Origin of the sequence: uncultured Zhongshania sp. (genome assembly GCF_963975605.1) — a bacterium.
GTDB classification, from domain to species: Bacteria; Pseudomonadota; Gammaproteobacteria; order Pseudomonadales; family Spongiibacteraceae; genus Spongiibacter; species Spongiibacter aquimaris.
The window spans coordinates 104,968-126,389 of record NZ_CAXBHN010000008.1 but is presented as its reverse complement, the minus strand read 5'-3'; the positions used below and the strand labels follow the sequence as shown (position 1 = coordinate 126,389).

Here is a 21,422-nt window from a genome sequence, read left to right as displayed (position 1 = left end):
CGTACCGTTTAGGGAGAATGATGAATGGCTGAAGTTACCGTGAGCCAGCTTGCCGAAGTCGTTGGCGCGCCTGTAGAACGTTTATTGCGGCAAATGAAAGAGGCTGGGCTGTCACACAGCGCTGCCGGACAAGCGGTGTCTGATGAAGACAAGCAAACTCTGCTGACTTTCTTAAAGCGGAGCCACGGAGAATCAGCCGAGGCACCACAGAAAATAACCTTGCAGCGTAAAACCTTGAGTACGCTCAAGACCGGATCGGGTGCGGGTAAGAAAACGGTTAATATCGAAGTTCGTAAAAAGCGGACCTATATCAAGCGCGACCCTGCGGAAATGGCAGCGGAAGCGGCGGCTGAAGAGCGGCTAAGTGCTGAAGCTGCAGCAGAAGTTGAGGCTCCTAAGGCGGCGCCTGAAGTTCAAGCAGAGGTAGAGGCAGCACCTGAACCGAAGGTGGAAGTTGCAGCCCCTGAGCCAGTTACTGAAGAGAAGGCTCCTGAGCCTACGCCGGAACCTGTTGCTGAAGAGAAAGCGCCGGAGCCTGTTCCTGTTAAAGAAGAACCTGTACCTGCTCAAGTCGCGGCCCCAGCAAACAAAACGGATGAATACCGTGAAGTGGTTGAGGAAGTTGTAGACGTTGACCCTGAGGTTCTTCGCCAGCGTGCAATTTTGCGTCGTAAAGAAGAAGAAAAGCGAGTTCAAGAGCGCCGCGCCGAAGTATTGGCAGACAAAAAACGTGATGAAGATAAGCGTAAAGCAAAATCTCAAGCGCCAGCAAATACGCCAGCTGCCGCACCAGCGGGTAAGGCCGCCGGTGACGCAGAAAAGCCAGCACCTCGTCATCACCGTCGCGCAGCACCAAGTGATAATGCCGCTGCCGACGATGATCGTCCGCGCCGTAAAGGCGGTAAATCCCGCGGCAACAAGCGCGATGATTTAGATGGCGCCGGTTCTTTTGGCGGTCGTCGCAAGAAGAAGACCTTGAAGTTGCCAGACGATGCGCAGCGTCACGCTTTCCAAGCGCCGACAGATAAGATCGTTTATGCCGTAAATATTGGTGAAACCACCACCGCGGCAGAGCTTGCTCAGCAGATGAAAGTGAAAGCTGCTGAAGTTATTAAAGAAATGATCAAGATGGGCTTGATGGTTACTATCAACCAGCCTATTGATCAGGAAACTGCTCAGCTTGTGGTCGAAGAAATGGGCCACTCAGTGAAGTTGGTTTCTGAGGATGCAGTTGAAGAAGCGCTAGAGGAAACATTAGGTGCCCGTGGTGCTGGTACCATGATAGCGAGAGCGCCTGTTGTGACGGTTATGGGTCATGTTGACCACGGTAAGACCTCATTGCTCGACTATATCCGTAAAACCAAGGTTGCCAGCGGTGAGGCGGGTGGTATCACTCAGCACATCGGTGCTTACCACGTTGAAACCGGCCACGGCATGATCACCTTCCTTGATACCCCGGGTCACGCTGCGTTTACGCAGATGCGAGCGCGGGGTGCTAAGAGTACCGATATCGTGATCCTGGTGGTGGCTGCCGATGATGGTGTGATGCCGCAGACTGAAGAGGCCATTGTCCACGCGAAAGCGGCGGGTGTGCCACTGGTGGTCGCGGTCAATAAAATGGATAAAGAAGGTGCGGACCCAGATCGGGTGAAAAACGAGCTTTCAGCGAAAGACGTTATTTCCGAAGAGTGGGGCGGCGATACGCAGTTTGTGCATGTATCTGCGCATACTGGTGAAGGTATCGATAAGTTGTTGGACGCAGTCTTGCTGCAGGCAGAATTGCTTGAGTTGAAAGCGGCATCCGATTTGCCGGCGCAGGGCTTGGTTATCGAGTCTCGCTTAGACAAAGGCCGCGGTGCTGTTGCATCACTGCTGATTCAGAGCGGTACGTTGCGCCAAGGCGATATCGTTCTTGCCGGCCAGTGTTCTGGTCGCGTGCGGGCAATGCTCGACGAAAACGGCAAACCGGTTAAAGAAGCGGGTCCGTCGATTCCTGTTGAGATTTTGGGTCTTGATGGCACGCCAGACGCAGGCGATAGCTTTGTTGTCGTCGAGAACGACAAGCGCGCCCGTGAAGTCGCAGACTTCCGCCAAGTGCGTGATCGCGAGCAGCGTATTAAACGTCAGCAAGCGGCTAAACTTGATCGTATGTTTGAAAGCATGGAGTCGGCAGAGCGCCGTATTCTGAATGTGGTGCTTAAAACCGATGTTCGCGGTTCTCTCGAAGCATTGCAGGCGTCCTTAATGGACATCGGTAACGACGAAGTTAGCGTTAACATTGTTTCTGCTGGTGTTGGTGGTATCACTGAAACCGACGTAAACCTAGCCTTAACGTCGGGCGCGGTTATGTTTGGTTTCAATGTGCGAGCAGACTCCAGTGCACGTAAATTAGCTGAAAATGAAGGCGTTGATCTTCGTTACTACAGCGTAATCTACGACGTGATTGATGATGTAACCGCGGCATTAACCGGTATGTTGAGTCCTGAAATGCGCGAGGAAATTGTCGGTGTTGCCGAGGTTCGCGACGTATTCCGGTCACCTAAGTTTGGCGATATTGCTGGCTGTATGGTTATTGAAGGTACGGTTTACCGCAGCAAGCGTATCCGTGTTCTGCGCGCAGACGTTGTTATCTATGAGGGCGAGCTCGAGTCTCTCCGCCGCTTTAAAGATGATGCAGCCGAAGTTAAGAACGGTATGGAATGTGGTATCGGCGTGAAGAACTACAAAGATGTGCGCCCAGGCGACAAAATTGAAGTGTTCGAAGTGAAGGAAATTGCGCGCAGCCTGTAAAGGCTGACGTTGCGGAGTAGCGAGTCAATTGAAAGAGTTTAGCCGTACAGCGCGGATCGCTGACTTTTTAAAGCGCGAGCTGGGTAGTTTTATCCAGAAAGAGCTTAGGGATCCGCGTCTTGGCATGGTCAGTGTCATCGACGCTCAGGTCAGTCGCGATCTTAGCCACGCCAAGATTTACGTTACCGTGATGGGTAAAAACACGGCTGAAGAGGCGAAAGAATCTTTGGCGGTGTTAAATAAGGCGGCGGGCTTTTTGCGCAGCCAGGTTGCTAAAATCAACAACGCTCGCACCACACCGCAACTGCGATTTTATTACGATACCAGTGTTAATCGCGGTCAGCATATCAGCAAGCTTATTCAAGATGCAGTTGAAGCTGATCGCAGCCGTCACACGGATGAAGACGGGGAATAGCTGGTTTGGCGAGGCGTCGTAAAGGCCGGTCAGTTGACGGCATTTTGGTATTGGATAAGCCGCCAGGTAAATCTTCCAATGGTGCGATGGTTACCGCTCGCGCTATTTATAATGCCAGCAAAGCAGGGCATACCGGCGCGCTAGATCCTTTGGCGACCGGCGTACTGCCTGTCTGCTTTGGCGAGGCGACAAAATTCTCCCAGTATTTACTGGATGCCGATAAAGAGTATCGCAGCCACTTCATCTTTGGTCAGCAAACGGATACCGGCGATGCTGAGGGTGAGATTTTGGCCGAAGTTGACGCCTCCAATCTCACCGCAGCAGAACTAGAAACCCAAATAGCAAAATTGCGCGGTGATATCCTGCAGGTGCCACCGATGTATTCGGCACTTAAGCGCGACGGCAAGCCCCTTTATGAGCTGGCCCGCAAGGGCATTACTGTTGAGCGTCCTGCGCGACCAGTGACAATTCGTGAGTTTGAATTGGAGTCGTTTACCCCCGGGTCTTTAGCGCGCGCGGTCGTGCGAGTCAGGTGTAGTAAAGGCACATATATTCGCTCATTGGCTGAAGACCTGGGGGCGGCGATTGGATGTGGCGGCCACGTGGCCGCCCTGCGGCGCTTGCAGGCAGGTCCGTTTGTGGAGGCGCAATCGGTATCGATAGAAGCTCTACAAGCGCTGCGTGATGCCGAGGACTTCGATGGTTTAGATGCCCTGTTATTACCGATAACTGATGCCCTGGAGCATATTCCACAGCTGAGTTTGGGTGAAACCGCAGCCCACTACTTAATGCAGGGGCAGCCGGTTCAAGTCGCCGCTGCACCTACTTCCGGTATGGTGGTATTGCTAAGTGAGACACAAAAATTCCTCGGAATTGGTGAAATTTTAGACGATGGGCGTGTTACACCTCGTCGTTTGCTCTCAACTGTGTGATAATGCGCGGCTGAATTTGTGCCGCAAGTTCGGTAAACAGAAATGAAGGTGTTGGCAAGCTGTCTCTCCTTCCGAACCTGACTGTAAATATGCACGGTCAGGCTCGATTTATAAACGCATATTCGTAATGAGGAAAAAGAAGATGGCATTATCTGCTATTGAGAAAGCTGATGTTGTTAAGGACTACCAGACTGCCGAAGGCGATACTGGTTCACCAGAAGTACAGGTCGCATTGTTGACCATTAACATCAATAAACTACAAGGCCACTTTGAAGGCCACAAAAAGGATCACCACTCACGTCGTGGTTTGATTCGCATGGTAAACCAGCGTCGTAAATTGCTGGATTATCTGAAACGTAAAGACCAAGAGCGTTACGTTAAATTGATCAAACGTCTCGGTCTGCGTCGCTAAAACAAGAATAAGTGAGGGGGCCTTGGTGGCCCCCTTATTACTTTATATAACCCATATTTGGGAGGAATTACTCCGTGAATCCCGTTACTAAAACATTCCAGTGGGGCAGCCAGACTGTCACCTTGGAGACCGGCCGTATTGCCAGACAAGCTACTGGTGCGGTACTGGTTACTATCGATAACACGCAAGTTTTGTGTACGGTTGTAGCAGCAAAATCTGCTAAGCCTGGCCAAGACTTTTTCCCGCTGTCAGTTCACTACCAAGAGCGTACTTACTCTGTTGGTAAGATTCCTGGTGGTTTCTTCAAGCGCGAAGCGCGTCCATCAGAAAAAGAGACATTAACCTCTCGTCTGATCGACCGCCCAATTCGCCCGCTGTTTCCTAAAGGTTTCCAGAATGAAGTACAGGTTATCTGTACGGTTATGTCTGCAGACAAAGCAAATGACCCAGATATCGCGGCATTAATTGGTACCTCTGCTGCATTAGCTATTTCTGGTGTTCCCTTTGCTGGCCCAGTGGGTGCGGCGCGCGTTGGCTTTACCGCTGAAGATGGTTACATTCTCAACCCAAGCTACGAGCAGTTAAACGCTAGCTTGTTGGACATGGTTGTTGCTGGAACTCAAGACGCCGTATTAATGGTTGAGTCAGAGGCACAGCAACTGACTGAAGACCAAATGTTGGGTGCGGTACTGTACGCACACCAAGAGATGCAAGCAGCCGTGCAAGCGATCAAAGAGTTGGCCGCTGAAACAGGTAAGCCAGCTTGGGATTGGCAGCCAGCTGAAGAAAATACGGCATTACTAGGCGCTGTTGCCGGCGGTTACAAAGCGGGCTTGGGCGACGCCTATCGCGTTACAGATAAAATGGAACGCTACGCTAAAGTTGGCGAATTGCGCAATCAAGCTATCGCTGAATTGGCTACTGGCGATGATGCACAATACAGCGCCGATGATGTTCGCGGTGTATTCGCTAAACTAGAAAAGCAAATTGTTCGTCAGCGTATTTTAAATGGCGAACCACGTATTGATGGCCGCGATGGCCGCACTGTTCGTCCAATTAATGTTGAAGTTGGCGTACTTGGCAAGGCTCATGGTTCTGCGTTGTTTACCCGCGGTGAAACCCAGGCTATCGGCGTTGCGACTTTGGGTACTACCCGTGATGCGCAGTTTGTTGATGCCTTGGCGGGCGAGTTTAAAGATAACTTCATGCTGCATTACAACTTCCCTCCCTATTCAGTAGGTGAGTGTGGTCGTATGGGTAGCACCGGTCGTCGCGAAATTGGTCACGGCCGTTTGGCGCGCCGCAGCTTGGAAGCGGTTCTGCCAACTGCTGAAGAATTCCCATATACCATTCGTGTGGTATCGGAAATTACCGAATCAAACGGTTCAAGCTCAATGGCCTCTGTCTGTGTAGGCAGCCTGTCATTGATGGATGCTGGCGTACCGTTAAAAGCACCAGTTGCCGGTATCGCGATGGGTCTGGTTAAGGAAGGCGAGCGCTTTGCTGTTCTAACCGACATCCTTGGCGATGAAGATCACCTTGGCGATATGGACTTTAAAGTAGCTGGTACTGCTGATGGTATTACCGCTCTGCAGATGGACATCAAGATCGAGGGTATTACCCAGAAGATCATGGAAGTCGCTCTTGAGCAGGCACAGCAAGCTCGTTTGCACATTCTTGGCCAAATGAATCAGGTTCTTGCTACGTCACGCAGCGGTGTTTCTGATAACGCGCCAAGCATGCACGTGATGAAAGTCGATTCTGACAAAATTCGCGACATTATCGGTAAAGGCGGCGCAACTATTCGCAGCATGTGCGAAGAAACCGGTGCGCAAATCGATATCGAAGACGACGGTACAGTTCGCGTATACGGTTCTGATGCAGCATCACGCGATGATGCAGTAAACCGTATTTTAGCTATCACAGCTGAAGCAGAAGTTGGCGCAATCTACACGGGTAAGGTTGCTCGTATCGTAGACTTTGGCGCCTTCGTCACAATTCTTCCGGGTAAAGACGGTCTTGTGCACATCTCTCAGATCTCTGACGAGCGCGTAGAGAACGTGAGCGATTACCTGAAAGAAGGCCAAGATGTTCAGGTTAAAGTGCTGGATGTTGATGCCCGCGGTCGTATCAAGCTGTCTATCAAAGAAGCTGTTGCTGACAGTGCAGAAGTTGTTGAAGAGGCGAGTGGACAAAGCGCTGAGTAAGGCGTAAATCCTTTTGCGAAAAAGCCCCGCTCAGCGGGGCTTTTTTTTGCGCATCGAAAAGATGATTTATAGATCTTTGATAATATTGAAATTAGGCCGTAGACAGCAGACAAAGCTGTGCTAATCTCTTGGTGCAGTTTTTATATTATAAATTCCACGAGGGAATAACTATGAAAAAATTCTTTATCACTTCTGCTTTCTTGGCTTGCTCCAGCGCATCTTTTGCAGTTGCACCTGGTGGCCCTAATTGTGGTTGGGGCAATATGTTATTTGCGGGGCAATCTGGCTTGCCCTCACACCTTGTAGCTTCGATTACAAATGGCACATCAGGTAACAATACCTTCGGTATGACCTCCGGTACAAATGGCTGCTCAGCTGATGGTCAGCTGACCTACGGTGGCAAGAAAATGGTTAATGTTGGCGCCATCATGGACGAATTTTCTGAGGATGTTGCGCGTGGTGATGGCGAGGCTTTAACGGCTGTTGCGGTATCGCTAGGTATCAGCGCTGAAGACCGCCCGGCGTTTAAAGAGAGCCTGCATAACAACTTTAATAGTCTGTTCCCGTCTGCCGATGTGCAGGCAGATGCAGTAATGGCGTCTATTTTCGCCATTATGAAAGGCGACCAGCGTTTGTCTAAATACGTTTCGTAAATCTTTTTATAAGGTTTCTAGCGGCCCTTCGGGGCCGTTTTTTATCGAGAGTCAGAATGCCCCTATTTCGTATAACAGTGCAGACACTGTTATTGAGTTTATCATTGCCTGCATTTTCGCAGTATGCAGACGCGTCTGAGTTGCCATTGGCGGAAAGCCCATCGTGGCGAGCCCTATTACATTTCCCGCGGCAAACTCCACTTTTTAAAGAAGTCACGAAGAGTTATATCGATGATCGGCGGTTTTTTCTGGCGGAGGATGGCGACCAAAACCGCAAAGCTGAATTTGACGCAAGTCTGGCTGCATTCGCGGCAAAACCGACTGAAACCGCCTGCCGCTTTCCAGCAAGATATTTGTGGTTGCACAGCCAGCACCTTGTACCGGCAGGCTTGCTTAGCGATTGTGGTGAATACAATGAATGGCGCGACAAAATAGATATTGAGCGCGTGGTTTTGGTCTTGGCGGCAAGCTATTTAAATAGTCCCTCATCCATGTACGGGCATACTTTTCTGCGTTTAGATCCGGCGGGAGAGCGCGGCGAGAGTGCATTCCTGTCGTATGCCTTGAATTTTGCGGCAAGTATCCCCCCCGATGAAAACGGCATGCTATACGCCTACAGAGGAATTTTAGGCGGCTATCCCGGTTTATTTAGCATGCAGCCCTATTACGAAAAAATTCAAGAATACAGTCGTTTAGAAAACCGGGATATCTGGGAATACCCGCTGTCTTTGAGTGCCGCCCAAATAGATTTGTTGTTGGCTCATACTTGGGAGCTGCGCAATATTAATTTTGATTACTATTTCTTCGATGAGAATTGTTCTTTCCGTTTGCTTGAGCTGCTAGAAGTTGCGCTACCCGGTTTGGATCTAACATCACAATTCGCCTACGCCGCGATGCCAGTAGATACCGTGAGAGCGGTGGTGGAAAGTGGCTTGGCGGAAGCGCCGAGTTATCGGCCGTCAAAGCGCAGAGAGTTAGAAGCGGTATTGGCCGGTTTGGATGGGGAGCAGCGCAAACTGGTATTGCAGTTGGCTGCCAATGAGCAGGTGTTGGAGCAGCCAGCTTTTTTAAATTTTAGCGTAGCGGAGCGTCAGCAGCTAGTGGTGGCCGCTTACCGATATTTGCGCTATACCAGCAATCGCGAGCAGCGCACGCCAGAGCAGGCACGTCGCAGCCTTAAATTGCTAAGTCAAATTCAGTCTTACGGTGTGCAGTCAGCACCGCAGCCGAGCACGCCTGGGCGGCCAGACTTAGGTCATTCGACGTCAATGTTCGGTGTGGCTGGCGGGGCGCGCAAACATCAGCAATATGCCGATATGGAGTGGCGAATTAGTTATCACGATGCATTAGATGTGGTTTCCGGATACCCTCCGGGTGCGACGCTGATGATGGGGCAATTAAAAGTCCGTTGGCAGGAAGACACACTGCGACTTCAGCGTTTCGACCCAGTGGCGATCCGTTCGCTTGCTCCTCGCAACGATTTTTTTGCGCCGCTTAGCTGGCAGGTGGCGGCGGGACTTGAGCGCTTGGAAACGTCACCAAAACAAAGTCTGGTTGCTAGAGTGGGCGGCGGTGCCGGTGTCAGTCGCCAATTTTTGAGTGGTATAGCGTATGTGATTCCCGGCGCGCGCTTGGAGCACAATGACGATGCCGAAACCCGTTTGCGTATAGCACCCAAAGTCAGTGCGGGACTACTTTGGCAGGGCGATCGTTGGGCAAGTGAGTTGAGTGTCGAATATATGGATTTTGGTGGTGGCCGGGATGTTGGCGAAGGCGTGCGTCAGAGTATGTCGCTAAGCACTAATCTGGCTTTGAGTACTAATCAGGCGATACGGGCTAGCGTGGATTATCGCAAAGAATTTGCGCGCGAATCCGCTGCATTGGAATTGTCATGGCGGCGGTATTTTTAATGGCCTCAGTTGTGCGTGCAATGTCTTTTTCGCGAGTGTTCGTTTTAATCTTTGTATTCGTGCTTAGCGCTTGCGAGAGCTTGCTATTTTTCCCGCAGCAACAACTTGTTCGCAGCCCAGCCGATGTCGGATTGGCGTATGCAGATGTCAGAATTGCAATAGCCGATGGCGGCACGGTGAGTGCCTGGTGGTTGCCCGCGGAAGGTAAAGCTGAGGCCACCGTTTTATTTGCCCACGGCAATGCTGAAAATATAAGTACTCATTTAGCCAGCGTCTATTGGTTGCCCGCGCGTGGTATTAATGTGTTGCTTATAGACTATCGCGGCTATGGTCAGTCTTCTGGTGAAGCCAGTGTTCGAGGTGCGCAAATGGATATTCTTGCCGCGCTGCAATATCTCTCTGCGCAGCCGGCGCAGGTAAATACGCCAATCGTGGTATTGGGGCAGAGTATTGGTGCGAGTCTCGCTGGTGTTGCGGTGGCACGTAATGGACGGCAGTACCCCGCTCTAGCGGGGGTAATTCTGGATGCGGGTTTTACCGGCTACGCTGATATCGCTAAGAAAGTTGCGGCGTCGAATTGGCTTGCTTGGTCTTTCCAGTGTCTCGCCGCGTGGGCGATGCCCGAGGGAGAGAATTTGCTTGACGAAATTTCTGCTATTTCACCGCTGCCGCTGTTGCTGATTCACGGCCGGGACGATCCGGTGGTGCCGTATCGCCACGCTGAAAGATTGCTTGCCGCTGCAAAGCAGCCGAAAACGCTAATTAGCTATGAGGGTGGCCATATCCAAACCTTTTCTCGGGCTGAGAATCGCGATCTGGTAGCGGGTTTTATTCGCGATGCCGCCGAGCGTTGGCGAGCGTCGCGAAAACAGTAATATAAACTTTGCTTATTAGTGTTGGTGACCACCTTCACCGTGGGCGTGACGATGGCGAATTTCTTCGTCGGTGGCGTCGCGAATATCTTTGATAAGAATTTTGAAGCTCAGGCTTTGGCCTGCCAAGGGGTGGTTGAGGTCAACGTCGACTGAAAACTTACCGACTTTTACCACTGTGGCATTGCGCATCCCCTTGTCGGTGTTAAAGCGCACGGCTTGACCAACTTTAATTTTACCTTCGTGCTTCAAATATTTGGCGGGAATACGTTCGGTTTTATTGGGTTCAATTTCACCGTAGGCATCTTTAGCCGCGAGTGAGACTTCAAACTCATCTCCTACCGTGTGGCCGGCCATGGCTTTTTCTAGGCCACTTATGATGTTATCGGCTCCGTGCATATATAGTGACGGCGTGTCATTAAAGTTATCTTCTAATACGGTGCCGTCACCGTTGCGTAATTCGTAGTGAAATGACACGACTTTATTGCGGCTAATTTCCATGATGCTCCCTCGTTGCGTTCAGTTATCGCGCAGCTATCTCAAGGCGCGTATAGTAATCGCGAAATCCACGCAGTGGTAGAGCGTTGTAGTGAATCTAAGGGAGAGTTGCTATGGGCGATGTATTGCCCTTTAAACGTAAGTTGCCGCAGGGCAAAACGCCTAATACGCTGTGCCGCGAAGGCTTTCACAAGTGGCGGGTCGATAAGGCTAAGCAGTTTGATGTGAAGCTGGGAAAGCTAGTTACAGTGTATGTGTGTGAGCGCTGCGGTGAAAAGAAGATCACCGCACATTAGGGGGAGCTTAGTGGCGTTCGCCGGTGCTGATTTCGTCGCTAATCAGTGCGAGCCAGTTTTGCGCTTCGTCGATACCTTCAACGGCTTTGACAACGCAGGCAATGCCTAGTAAATGCTCTTTCAGCAATTTGCGCATGGGGAGATCAAGTTCTTGAGCTTGCTCTTGTAGAAACAAGAAGGCCTGAGCGCTAACGTCGTCTATATGCATTTGCTGCGTATCTTGACGATATTCTGATAGGCTTACTACTTTTTGAGCAGTCATGTCGGATCTCCTCTGATCAACGTGGAGTCAGTATATGTCGGCGCAGCAGGATTGAATCTTCGTAATTACCCGTAGAGTGTTATATGTTCCGTAGTGGCTTGTACGTAGCCATTCCATGAAGTGATCAGTGGCAATGAATAAGGATTGAATAAGAGAATATGTCGGAAACTATTGTGATTGGCGCTGATGGCGTCGAGCAAATGCCCTTAAAAAGTTATACCGAGAAGGCTTATTTGGACTATTCCATGTATGTCATTCTCGATCGGGCGCTACCCAATATTGCAGACGGTCTGAAGCCGGTGCAGCGCCGTATTATTTACGCCATGAGTGAGCTTGGGCTTAAGGCGAATGCCAAGCACAAGAAATCTGCGCGCACCGTGGGTGACGTTATCGGTAAGTTCCACCCACACGGCGATAGCGCCGTGTACGAAGCGATGGTATTGATGTCGCAGAACTTCTCCTATCGTTACCCGCTTATCGACGGTCAGGGTAACTGGGGTTCGCCGGACGATCCTAAATCCTTCGCGGCAATGCGTTATACCGAGTCTAAATTAACCAAGTACGCAGAGGTTCTGCTCAGTGAGCTGGGGCAGGGCACGGTAGACTGGGTGCCGAATTTTGACGGTCAAATGGACGAGCCCGCGACCTTACCGGCGCGGGTGCCTAATATATTACTAAATGGCACCACGGGTATTGCGGTCGGTATGGCCACCGACATTCCGCCGCATAATTTGCGCGAGGTGGTGAGTGCTTGTATTCATTTGCTGGACGCACCCAACGCCAGCGTTGCCGAGTTATGTGAACATGTAAAAGGCCCGGATTTCCCAACCGATGCCGAAATTATTACGCCGCCAGAAGATTTGCGGAAAATGTATGAAAGTGGTCGCGGCTCATTGCGTATGCGGGCACTGTGGCAAGACGAGGGTGAGGATATCGTCATTACGGCACTGCCTCATCAGACCTCTGGATCGAAAGTGCTCGAACAGATTGCCCAGCAGATGCAAGCCAAGAAGCTGCCAATGGTGGTGGATTTGCGGGATGAATCAGATCACGAAAACCCGACTCGTCTGGTGGTTATTCCCAGATCAAACCGCGTCGATAAGCAGGCGGTGATGAATCATTTATTTGCGACCACCGACTTGGAGCGCAGTTATCGGGTCAATATGAACGTCATCGGTTTGGATGGCCGGCCGCAGGTTAAGGGGCTCGATAAAATCATTGGTGAGTGGTTGGAAATTCGCACCACCACCACCCGTCGACGTTTAGAGTACCGTCTGGATAAGGTACTTAGGCGTCTGCATATATTAGATGCCTTATTAATCGCGTTTTTAAATATTGACGAAGTGATCGCCATTATTCGCGAAGAGGATCAGCCCAAGCCGGTGCTTATGGAGCGCTTCGGTATTACCGATACGCAGGCCGAGGCGGTCCTAGAGTTAAAGTTACGCCACTTGGCAAAACTTGAAGAAATGAAAATTCGCGGTGAGCAGGATGAGCTTGCCACTGAGCGCGATAGTTTGGAGTTGACCCTGGGCTCTCCACGTCGGATGAAGAGTTTGGTTCGCAAAGAATTACTGGCGGTTGCCGAGGAGTTTGGTGACGAGCGCCGTTCACCTCTAGTTACACGCAGTGAGGCACGCGCTTTCTCTGAAGAAGAGATTGTCTCAGCTGAACCCGTTACCGTTGTGCTGTCGGAAATGGGCTGGATTCGATCGGGCAAAGGCCACGATATTGATCCGCTTAGCTTGAGCTACAAGGCCGGCGACCGCTTTAAATTAGCCGCTAAGGGCAAAAGTAATCAACCGGTCATTATCCTCGATAGTACCGGTAGAACCTATACGGTGGCCGCTCACGGCCTGCCGTCGGCGCGTGGCCAGGGTGAGCCTTTAACCGGGCGAATTAATCCACCGTCGGGTGTTAATTTCACCGGCATGATGATGGGCAGTGATGATGGGCATTATTTATTGGCCTCTGATGCCGGCTACGGATTTATCGTAAAACTGTCGGATCTGCAGAGTAAAAACAAAGCGGGCAAAGCAGCGCTGACGTTGCCAAAAGGCGCATTGGTTTTACCGCCGGTTGCGATTGCTGATATGGAGACTAGTCACGTAGTGGCGGTCACAACCGAAGGTCGTATGCTGATATTCCCCGTTGGTGATTTGCCGCTTATGCCGCGCGGTAAGGGCAATAAAATGATTGGTATCCCGTCGGCGCGGGTTGCGAATCGCGAGGAGTATGTGAGCGCCATCGCTATCTTCTCTGAGCGCGATACCTTAAAAGTGATCTCCGGGAAGCGTCATTTAAGCTTGAAGTTTGCCGAGCTGGAACACTATTTAGGTGAGCGTGGCCGACGTGGACACAAGTTGCCACGCGGTTTCCAGAAGGTGGATGCACTGCAAACAATTGTTGCGGGTTGAGCTGAGTTAAAACTTAGCTCGCTAAAAAACGCGGTTCCAAGTTTGGTTCCGCGTTTTTTTTAGCTAGTGTGATTCGCTTCAGACTGCGTTCTGGCGGCATCTTGTTTGAAGGCGTCCAGAGTTAATTTCTTCAGCTGGGTTTGCTGTCTTTCTAATAAATCACTGTAAGGCGATTTCATTGCGCTAATGTGATTGCCGCGAATATCTACCCAGGCGTCTAAGCGCTCATTGTCACGACTACCGTCGTCTAGCCAAGTGCCCTTGCCTTCGGCTGTCGCGGTGTGCATTTGATCAATGGCGGCGCATTCTTTGGCGGCACACTCCCAGTGGTCGCCCTCGCCGTGGATATGCGCGATTCCCGCCCGGCTTCGCAATACTTTGTCTAAACTTTGAAATAAGTCGGCGCAGCACAGTGCGCGAAACAGCGGGTGATCAGTACCCTCCACCTCAAAAAAGCGCAGGCTGATAGCGTTGTGACGATGTACCACAATATCGGCATGGTAGAGCTTGGCAATCGCCTCACCGCGGGCGTAACTCGTGCGCAGATGCTCGCGGAAGCTAGCGGGCGCCATTTGTGCTTGCAGGGCGCTAAACGCCTGCCAGTGGCAGTGCAAAATATAATAATCTTTGTAGCGGGTTTTACCGAGTTTACTAAGCCTGATCTGGGGATTGTGAATTTCGTCTAATAATTTCCCTAGACTGTCCGAGCCCGGGTAAGCGCTGTGATCATTGCGCAGGGGTTGTGCCATCCGTGCGCGCGCCAGCTCTAAGAAACCTTCGATGCGGCGCATTGGCACCGCAATTATGGCGTAGCTGAAACACGCTAATAGGCCGGTGAGGATAAGCAGCGTTTTGCCGAGATCGCGGATCTCATCGCCGATCAGTTCGCGGCTAAGGGACAGTTTAACGAGCCCAAGTCGGCCATTTGCGGCCACTGGCGCTTCGTAATTTAGGTTTTCTGCGCGCCAGTGCCCCGTTTCTGCCACGGTTTCTTCGCGGGAGTTGGCGATACTGCCATAGACAATGAGAGGGCTATTAATATAGTCCTGTAAAATGGCTTGTAGGCTTACTTTGTCGTTACGCAGTAGGGCTTGTTGGCTTTGCGAGGCCAGCTGGTTGGTCCACTGCTGGCCTATTAAATGAGTTGTTTCAAGAAGGATTTGTTTGCTCGCGGTCATGCTGGTGAGTAGCAGTGTCATGCCTGCAATTGCGCATATCAGTGCGGTAATCAGTCCGCATTTCGCCGAGAGTGGTAATTTAAGGAGCTGCTTAAGCATGTTGTACTGTCCATCTGGAAGGCGGGGCTTCTATTATCTGGGGGAGTATATCAAGGAAAGCGCTGATTAATTACTGGACTCGACATCTTGGGTGTTGGCGTTGCTTAAATTGCCTATGTACTTCGTGTCATCGCGACCTTTTCGCGCCGGAGATCAGTACGTTGTTTTCGCACATTTTAATTATAAGTGCATTCTAATGCAGTGGTGCTTGGGTGAAATCACGTCTACCGCTACAATACGCCGATTGCTGCAGGGGGTGGTGTGAACGAAATTATATTGATCAACATAGCGGGCGATGATCGGCCCGGCGTGACAAGTACAATAACCAGTATTTTGGCAGATCATCAGGTGAATATCTTAGATATCGGCCAGGCTGTGATTCACGATAACTTGTCTTTAGGCTTATTGGTGGAAGTACCTGCGGGTGCTGAAGCGGCCAGTATTTTAAAAGATATTTTATTCCGCACCCATGAGATGGGCATGCAGGTTCGCTTTCTGCCGGTTAGTCCCGAAAGCTACAATTTATGGGTGTCTGGCCAAGGCAAGCAGCGTCATATTGTGACCCTGTTGGCGCGCAAGATTACGGCAAGGCATATCGCCGGTGTCACCGATGTCGTCTCTCGCTACGCTTTAAATATTGATAGGATCGATCGCCTGTCGGGTCGGGTGCCGCTTGAAGGGGTTGCCCAGCAATCCAAAGCGTCTGTTGAGTTGTCGGTTCGAGGTAATTTGCCGGATGCCACCGACTTCCGTCGTGAGCTTTTGCATCTAGCCAGTGAGATGGATATCGATATTGCCTATCAAGAAGACAATATGTTCCGCCGCACCCGTCGCTTGGTCGCCTTCGACATGGATTCAACACTGATTGAAGCCGAGGTGATTGACGAGCTCGCCATCGCTGCCGGTGTTGGCGAGCAGGTTGCGGAAATTACCGAGCGTGCAATGCGTGGTGAAATTGATTTTACCGAGAGCTTTAAGGCGCGGGTGGCCTTGTTAAAAGGCTTAGATGAATCAGTGTTGGCTGGTATTGCAGAGAGCTTGCGAATTACCGAAGGTGCAGAGAATTTGGTCTCAACGTTAAAGTTGCTCGGCTATAAAACCGCTATATTATCCGGCGGCTTTACCTATTTTGGTCACTATCTGCAGCGCAAGTTGGGCATAGATTATGTTCATGCCAATGAGCTCGTTATACGCGATGGTCGAGTCACGGGCGAGGTAGAGGGTATTGTTGTGGACGGCAAGCGCAAGGCAGAGTTGCTGCGCGAGATAGCCAAGCGCGAAGGCTTGGATATGGAGCAGGTTATTGCGGTTGGTGATGGTGCAAATGATTTGCCAATGCTCAGTATCGCGGGATTGGGGATCGCTTTTAGAGCTAAACCGATTGTCCGCGAAAATGCCAAGCAGTCAATTTCTACCCTTGGTTTGGATGGGATTTTGTATTTGTTGGGAATCAGCGACCGCTTAACCGGAAAATAAGGTTTCTGTTGCACTCGTTTTTCTGGCCTTCTTAAAAGAGGTCAGCGCTAGCCAAAGGCGGCAAATTCATAGTTCATGCTGGGCATGGGCTCATTCACATAGCTGCCCTGAATGAAGTCCGGACCCAATTGCCAAAGCATGGCGAGAGTTGCCGCGCTGCTTACATTCGGGATAACAATCTGGCTGTTGAGCGTTTTCGCATGTTGAACCATGTCGCGAATCTGTTCGTCAGTCGGCATGTCTGCCGCGCGGTAGCCTGGTTTTACCAAGGCTGGGCGGATGTGGCTCAGGAATTTATTGCCTTTTTGGGCTCGGCCAAAATTCCTTACCGCCAGAGATGAGCCCAGTTTTTGTAAGTGGGTGGCAAAATCCAGAGCCGGTTTTAAGGCATCGGCAATGCTTTCCTCGCTGAACTGTAAAATTACTGACGAGGGTGGCAGGCCGGCGGCTTTGAATGCCACGGATAACCATGAGCAAAACTCTGGATCATGGAAAACGTTGCCGCTAAGGTTGATGATAAGTTTCAGATCTTGGCCTGCGAGCCGCTCTTTTGCTAATTGCTTGGTGGCCTCAACCACGATCCAGTGATCTAGCTGGGTATTTTCTGGTTCGCGTTCAATAGCTCGGAGCATTTCTCCGGCCGTAATTTCGCCTTCCACCCAGTCATTAATATTGAGCGTGGCTTCGTAATGGTCGCCACTGGATGCGCCAAGATTCACCAGAGGCTGGAATAGCAAGCTCAGACGATTATTGTTCATCGATTCTGTGATGACATCATCTGGGGCTGTGTTGCGGTCAAGTTGTTGACGATCCCGGCGGCAAATCTCTGCATTGTTGCCACCCGCGTGATAGATCTTTTCCGCTCCGTCAAAAGCAGTGTCTAGCAGCAGCGATGCCTTGGGTGGCGTTAAGTGATTTATCGGCATAACGGCAATGCTAGCGGTGCATTGCAACGACTGCTTGCGCACTTCAAAAATTTCAGACTCGATGGCCTTTACTAATTCCATCGCCATTTCTAGCGCAGTGTCACTTGAGACGTGGTGCGCGATGGCGGCGATCATGTCGTCGGCGACGCGACCGTAGTGCTGCGCAGGCAAGTTGGTGCGAACGCGATTGCTTAGCGCTTCAATAAGGAGTTCAACGTCAATTAGGCTAGTGCTGTGCCGCAGTTTGCTGAAGTGGTCCACAGACATCAAAATTAGGGACGAATCGCTATTGCGCTCGTTTTCAATAAATTCTTGCAGCAGGGTTAAAAACTGGTGTTTGCTACTCATTCGCGTGGTGTTATCTACACCGTTGGACTTATCTTTATCGCTGGGTTTAACAATTGAAATTTGTATGCAGTCTTCGCCTTCGTAATGGGCGCTATCACAGACAATATGGGTTTTGAATTCGCTGCGGTTCGACAGAAAAAAGCTAATTTCAAATTGCTGATGTTCGTTGTGTTGCCGCTGTTTTTTAAGGACGTTTTTAAAGCGCTCTTGGTCTTTATTGGTGATGAGGTCGACGATAGGGAAGCCATCTAGGTCATCGTAGCCCATCTGTTCGCAAAACGGCGTGTTCGCGTAAATCACCATGCCATCGGTGATATAGGCAATCGGGTCCTGATGATCATTCAGCAGTAATTGATTGCGCTCCTCGGCCTCAGACAAAGCGGTTTTTGTTGTGGCTAGTTCGCGGCGCACGCCCAAAGCGGACTGTGCTTTGAACGCCGCGTTAACGATCTGGGCCATATTGTATTTATTGATCATGTCGACGACGTCGGGGTCTGGCGGCTGCAGGGCATCGCCTTCGCCGACATAAATTACCGGGATGTCTTTGTGGTATTTGCGCAGAATGTGACAGCAGCGTTGGATGTCGAGCTGAGATTGCTCGGCATCAAAAATAAGTACGTCCCAATCACTGTCACAAATTGCTGCCGCGAGTTTTTCGCCAGTGTCGATACCAAAGGTATGGGCGATGCGACCACCGCGGCGGCAGTGTGTTACGAGTTGCTCGGCGTCGCTGTCTGCGAGGCAAAACAAAAGAATATTGATGGCAGTGTTACTGCTGCTCATAAGTGCTCTACGGTAATAGAAGTAGTGTTAAAAACCTGATTTCTGGGCTCGAATTACAAAATATCCCAAAGTTGGTTGAAGTCGTTTTTATTAACCGCGTCAGCGTCAGGTACATCAATTTTAATTGATGAGCGGGCAATGTCTTGAAAGCTAAATAGTTTGAAGGCATTAGATTGCTCTACAATCTTGCCTAATTTTATACGCATTGCATGCCCTGGGCGCAAGAGCTCGACGGTGTGCCCCTCGGAAATGCCAACAACGCCAGATAAGAGCAATAGCGGGCCCTCTGCAATTTGGCTGCCTGGCAAGAGCATGGCCCGCTGGTACTCGTTTACCGCCAAGCCTGATTGCACTAAGCGAGCGCTGTAGGGCGTTGCCGTTGATGCCAATGCTTCGATACCTATTTGATGCGTGCTGTCACTGCGTAGCCAGCGGACAACGCCGACGCGCCATCCTTCGTAGTCGTCGGTTTTTAAACCGACAAGCTCGCCGGTGCGAATGCGGAGTTGAGTATCTTCTGGCCACTCAATTCGGCATCCCGAACCGCTGGTGTCCAGCATGCGTGAACGCAAATACTCGTATTTATTTTCCGGCGCGTTGGCAGCTGGCGCGTTTTGCGGAAGGCTATAATTAATGGTTTCTATCTGGCTTTCGGTATTTCGGTAGGGGATGGGTGACATCGCTGGGGCACTCTTATCGCGGCTGCGCGCATCTACGCCGCCATTCTTACTCCATACGTCATCCTGATTGTTTCGGCGCTCGCGAAAAAGTTCAGAGTCATCGTTGTGGTCGTTCTCAAATTGAAAGCTACTAAAATCAGTTTGATTGGCAACGTAGAAATGGGTGGTATTCATACCCACGGTAATCAGAATCGGGTCGTTGCAGGGAATCCGTTCCGCCGCCCGTGATGTCGCCGAACTCCACGCAATACTGAGATGGTCGAGCACGGTTTTACTTGGTTTGGGGGCATTGCTTTTTCGCGGTGATGACGAACTAGATAGGCCGCCGCTTTGTGCTAGTAAGGTTCTAGTATCAATGCCCAGCCAGCCAAGAGATGGCGCGCGTTGAATGAGTTCTCGGTAAACGGGTGAGGCATCTTCGGCCGGATTAAATAAGAACACACAGCTTTCTAGCCTATCGCTACGCAAATCAATGAGCGATGACCATTGGTTGAGTTCATTAAAGACTTCTTCAATATGGCGCTGTGGGAGCTGATGGGTTTTGCTGCAGCCTAACATGAGCAAGCGGACGTAGGCTTGCCGTACGCTGGCATCGCCATATAGGTTGTCGATGACCTTTGTTTTACCCAGCTTCTGGGTTTGTACGCATTTATAAATTTCATGGGCGGTAAGCCAAAAGCCTGCGTGTGATGAGCCATAAAGTTGGTAAGTACGCAGTAGTATTCGGCAGTGTTCAATAAGTGCACGATGCAGGCATGTGGCCATGGCTTCTTTGGAGCGCAGCAGGCGGTTTTCGCCTTCTAGACCTTTAAAGGCTTGGCAGTAACCCGTCGCCAGCTGGGTATTTAGGGTGTTAGCGAGCAGTACAATCTTTTGTGTTTTTTCCGCCAGTATCACTGGCTTGTTAAGGTAATGCTGAGATAAACCCTTGACGATGTGATGAACTTGCGGACGAATGATTTCGAGTATTTCGTAGCGATCTTTGGGTTTACATGCAGTGTGACTTAGCTCTGACAGGGCCTGAAAGAGTAGGCGGGTGGATTCGCCCAAATTGGTCAAGGGCAGGTAGCTCAGCCAAGATTTGACTGCGCCGCCGTTTAGCGCGAACTGGCTGTGCGAGTCGCGCGTTATGTCAGGCGTCGCGACAGCAAGGCTTGAGTTATTTTTCATAAAGTCCTATTTCTGGCTCTGTAATGTCGCGTGGCATTTACTTTGTGTTTTAAGTCTATGTTTTTACGCGTCAATCCATTGTAGTGCAAGTGGCCGCTTGCTGCTTGCTTTCGGGTCTTCCAATACTAGGCGTGGTACTAAATAGCCCGGCAACTTCGTAAGTATACCTTCCATTAATGCCTGTGCCTTTACTTCTGTTACGTCAAAATGCGCTGCGCCTCTCACTTTGTCGAGCAAGTGTAGATAGTAGGGTATGACCTTGGCGTCGAAAAGACGCTCACTGAGATTAACCAATGTATCGACATTATCATTAATTTCTTTAAGCAAAACACTTTGATTTAACAGGGTAATATCTGCTTTCTGCAATATGTCTAGGGCGCCGGCGGTATGAGTATCAATTTCGTTGGCGTGATTGCAGTGAATCACCATCACGGTTTTCAGTCGGTGATTGCTTAGAACTTTAGTAAGCTCGGGGGTAATTCGCGCTGGCAGCACCAGTGGTAGGCGAGTGTGGATGCGCAGGGTTTTAACGTGGGGAATTGCGGCAATTTTGTGGATCAGCTTCTCTAAGTAATCGTCTGGTGCCGATAGAGGGTCGCCGCCGCTGAGTATCACCTCACTAATATCCGGTCGCTCTTGGATATACCCTAGGGTTTTTTGCCAGTCTCGCTGGCTTGGATTGTTATCGTCATAGGGGAAGTTGCGGCGAAAACAATAGCGGCAGTGAACGGCGCAGCTTGGGCTGGTAATGAGTAATACCCGCCCGTGGTATTTGTGAATTAAACCCGGCGCGGGGTTGGCGTTGATTTCATCGAGGGGGTCGTTAATAAAGCCGGGCTGCTCTTGACTCTCTGTAGCTAGCGGCAATACCTGTAATAGCAGCGGGTCTCGCCAGTCGCCAATGGCCATTTTTGCGACAAAGGCTTCGGGTACGCGAAGTGGAAATTGTCGCATTGCCGCCGCGATGTCGGGCTGTTCTGATGGGTCTAGTTGCAGCCGCTGAAATAGCTGTTCGGGGTCGCGGATCATGCCGCGCATTTGTTGCTGCCAGCTTTCGGTCTGCCAAACTGTGTCGTTTAAGGGTATCATTGACGCCTT

General features: G+C 50.7%; 17 protein-coding genes. 11 read left to right on the top strand and 6 right to left on the bottom strand.

What is annotated here, in order from left to right:
- Positions 1 to 24 precede the first annotated feature (24 nt).
- From infB to AAC007_RS09385, 8 genes are all read left to right on the top strand, one after another.
- The gene (gene infB, locus AAC007_RS09420; RefSeq protein ID WP_339676216.1) at positions 25 to 2,790 is read left to right on the top strand and encodes a translation initiation factor IF-2; all 2,766 of its coding nucleotides are present in this window, start codon (positions 25 to 27) and stop codon (positions 2,788 to 2,790) included.
- A 28-nt stretch (positions 2,791 to 2,818) separates the two neighbouring features.
- Entirely contained in the window at positions 2,819 to 3,205 is a 387-nt protein-coding gene (rbfA, locus tag AAC007_RS09415; protein ID WP_219042662.1) for a 30S ribosome-binding factor RbfA, read from the top strand.
- 5 nt (positions 3,206 to 3,210) lie between these two features.
- A complete protein-coding gene (gene truB / locus AAC007_RS09410; RefSeq protein WP_339676215.1) occupies positions 3,211 to 4,137 on the top strand; it encodes a tRNA pseudouridine(55) synthase TruB in 927 nt (308 codons plus the stop codon).
- A gap of 142 nt (positions 4,138 to 4,279) precedes the next feature.
- Positions 4,280 to 4,549 (top strand): 30S ribosomal protein S15, encoded by a 270-nt coding sequence (gene rpsO / locus AAC007_RS09405; protein ID WP_219042660.1) that lies wholly within the window; start codon positions 4,280 to 4,282, stop codon positions 4,547 to 4,549.
- Positions 4,550 to 4,623: 74 nt separating this feature from the next.
- Positions 4,624 to 6,756, top strand: coding sequence for a polyribonucleotide nucleotidyltransferase (pnp, locus tag AAC007_RS09400; protein WP_339676213.1), 2,133 nt, complete (start codon positions 4,624 to 4,626; stop codon positions 6,754 to 6,756).
- A 170-nt stretch (positions 6,757 to 6,926) separates the two neighbouring features.
- Positions 6,927 to 7,409 carry a DUF3015 domain-containing protein gene (locus tag AAC007_RS09395; RefSeq protein WP_339676210.1) on the top strand — a complete coding sequence of 161 codons (483 nt, stop codon included), beginning with the start codon at positions 6,927 to 6,929 and terminating at the stop codon, positions 7,407 to 7,409.
- A gap of 56 nt (positions 7,410 to 7,465) precedes the next feature.
- Positions 7,466 to 9,319 (top strand): DUF4105 domain-containing protein, encoded by a 1,854-nt coding sequence (locus AAC007_RS09390; protein WP_339676208.1) that lies wholly within the window; start codon positions 7,466 to 7,468, stop codon positions 9,317 to 9,319.
- Positions 9,301 to 10,194: an alpha/beta hydrolase gene (locus AAC007_RS09385; RefSeq protein WP_339676207.1), complete on the top strand. Its 894-nt coding sequence runs from the start codon at positions 9,301 to 9,303 to the stop codon at positions 10,192 to 10,194. Before AAC007_RS09390 ends, AAC007_RS09385 begins: the two co-directional genes overlap by 19 nt.
- 15 nt (positions 10,195 to 10,209) lie before the next feature.
- Here AAC007_RS09385 and AAC007_RS09380 read toward each other — a convergent pair whose 3' ends face one another.
- Positions 10,210 to 10,692, bottom strand: coding sequence for a peptidylprolyl isomerase (locus AAC007_RS09380; protein ID WP_339676206.1), 483 nt, complete (start codon positions 10,690 to 10,692; stop codon positions 10,210 to 10,212).
- Positions 10,693 to 10,802: 110 nt separating this feature from the next.
- Between AAC007_RS09380 and AAC007_RS09375 the strand changes: the two genes are divergently transcribed.
- A complete protein-coding gene (locus tag AAC007_RS09375) occupies positions 10,803 to 10,985 on the top strand; it encodes a hypothetical protein (RefSeq protein ID WP_219042654.1) in 183 nt (60 codons plus the stop codon).
- 7 nt (positions 10,986 to 10,992) lie between these two features.
- Here the strand turns inward: AAC007_RS09375 and AAC007_RS09370 are convergent, their stop codons facing one another.
- Positions 10,993 to 11,247: a hypothetical protein gene (locus tag AAC007_RS09370; RefSeq protein WP_296436159.1), complete on the bottom strand. Its 255-nt coding sequence runs from the start codon at positions 11,245 to 11,247 to the stop codon at positions 10,993 to 10,995.
- A gap of 158 nt (positions 11,248 to 11,405) precedes the next feature.
- Here AAC007_RS09370 and parC point away from each other — a divergent pair, with 158 nt between their 5' ends.
- The gene (gene parC, locus AAC007_RS09365) at positions 11,406 to 13,664 is read left to right on the top strand and encodes a DNA topoisomerase IV subunit A (RefSeq protein ID WP_339676200.1); all 2,259 of its coding nucleotides are present in this window, start codon (positions 11,406 to 11,408) and stop codon (positions 13,662 to 13,664) included.
- Positions 13,665 to 13,723: 59 nt separating this feature from the next.
- Here the strand turns inward: parC and AAC007_RS09360 are convergent, their stop codons facing one another.
- A complete protein-coding gene (locus AAC007_RS09360; RefSeq protein WP_339676199.1) occupies positions 13,724 to 14,941 on the bottom strand; it encodes a hypothetical protein in 1,218 nt (405 codons plus the stop codon).
- A gap of 261 nt (positions 14,942 to 15,202) precedes the next feature.
- On the opposite strand from AAC007_RS09360, the gene serB reads away from it, so the two are divergent.
- Positions 15,203 to 16,417, top strand: a complete 1,215-nt coding sequence (gene serB, locus AAC007_RS09355; protein ID WP_339676197.1) for a phosphoserine phosphatase SerB — start codon at positions 15,203 to 15,205, stop codon at positions 16,415 to 16,417.
- 47 nt (positions 16,418 to 16,464) lie between these two features.
- On the opposite strand, the gene AAC007_RS09350 is transcribed toward serB, so the two are convergent.
- The 3 genes from AAC007_RS09350 to epmB all read right to left on the bottom strand — a co-directional run bounded on the left by AAC007_RS09350 (position 16,465) and on the right by epmB (position 21,413).
- Entirely contained in the window at positions 16,465 to 18,474 is a 2,010-nt protein-coding gene (locus AAC007_RS09350; RefSeq protein WP_339676196.1) for an EAL domain-containing protein, read from the bottom strand.
- A 53-nt stretch (positions 18,475 to 18,527) separates the two neighbouring features.
- Complete coding sequence (locus AAC007_RS09345) at positions 18,528 to 20,324, bottom strand: hypothetical protein (protein ID WP_339676195.1); 1,797 nt, start codon at positions 20,322 to 20,324, stop codon at positions 18,528 to 18,530.
- A gap of 63 nt (positions 20,325 to 20,387) precedes the next feature.
- Positions 20,388 to 21,413 (bottom strand): EF-P beta-lysylation protein EpmB, encoded by a 1,026-nt coding sequence (gene epmB, locus AAC007_RS09340; RefSeq protein WP_339676246.1) that lies wholly within the window; start codon positions 21,411 to 21,413, stop codon positions 20,388 to 20,390.
- Positions 21,414 to 21,422 lie beyond the last annotated feature (9 nt).

Coding starts and splice junctions, on each gene's coding strand:
- infB (WP_339676216.1), top strand. CDS start 25: ATGGCTGAAGTTACCGTGAGCCAGCTTGCCGAAGTCGTTGGCGCGCCT.
- rpsO (WP_219042660.1), top strand. CDS start 4,280: ATGGCATTATCTGCTATTGAGAAAGCTGATGTTGTTAAGGACTACCAG.
- AAC007_RS09395 (WP_339676210.1), top strand. CDS start 6,927: ATGAAAAAATTCTTTATCACTTCTGCTTTCTTGGCTTGCTCCAGCGCA.
- AAC007_RS09390 (WP_339676208.1), top strand. CDS start 7,466: ATGCCCCTATTTCGTATAACAGTGCAGACACTGTTATTGAGTTTATCA.
- AAC007_RS09385 (WP_339676207.1), top strand. CDS start 9,301: ATGGCGGCGGTATTTTTAATGGCCTCAGTTGTGCGTGCAATGTCTTTT.
- AAC007_RS09380 (WP_339676206.1), bottom strand. CDS start 10,692: ATGGAAATTAGCCGCAATAAAGTCGTGTCATTTCACTACGAATTACGC.
- AAC007_RS09375 (WP_219042654.1), top strand. CDS start 10,803: ATGGGCGATGTATTGCCCTTTAAACGTAAGTTGCCGCAGGGCAAAACG.
- AAC007_RS09370 (WP_296436159.1), bottom strand. CDS start 11,247: ATGACTGCTCAAAAAGTAGTAAGCCTATCAGAATATCGTCAAGATACG.
- parC (WP_339676200.1), top strand. CDS start 11,406: ATGTCGGAAACTATTGTGATTGGCGCTGATGGCGTCGAGCAAATGCCC.
- AAC007_RS09360 (WP_339676199.1), bottom strand. CDS start 14,941: ATGCTTAAGCAGCTCCTTAAATTACCACTCTCGGCGAAATGCGGACTG.
- AAC007_RS09350 (WP_339676196.1), bottom strand. CDS start 18,474: ATGAGCAGCAGTAACACTGCCATCAATATTCTTTTGTTTTGCCTCGCA.
- AAC007_RS09345 (WP_339676195.1), bottom strand. CDS start 20,324: ATGAAAAATAACTCAAGCCTTGCTGTCGCGACGCCTGACATAACGCGC.
- epmB (WP_339676246.1), bottom strand. CDS start 21,413: ATGATACCCTTAAACGACACAGTTTGGCAGACCGAAAGCTGGCAGCAA.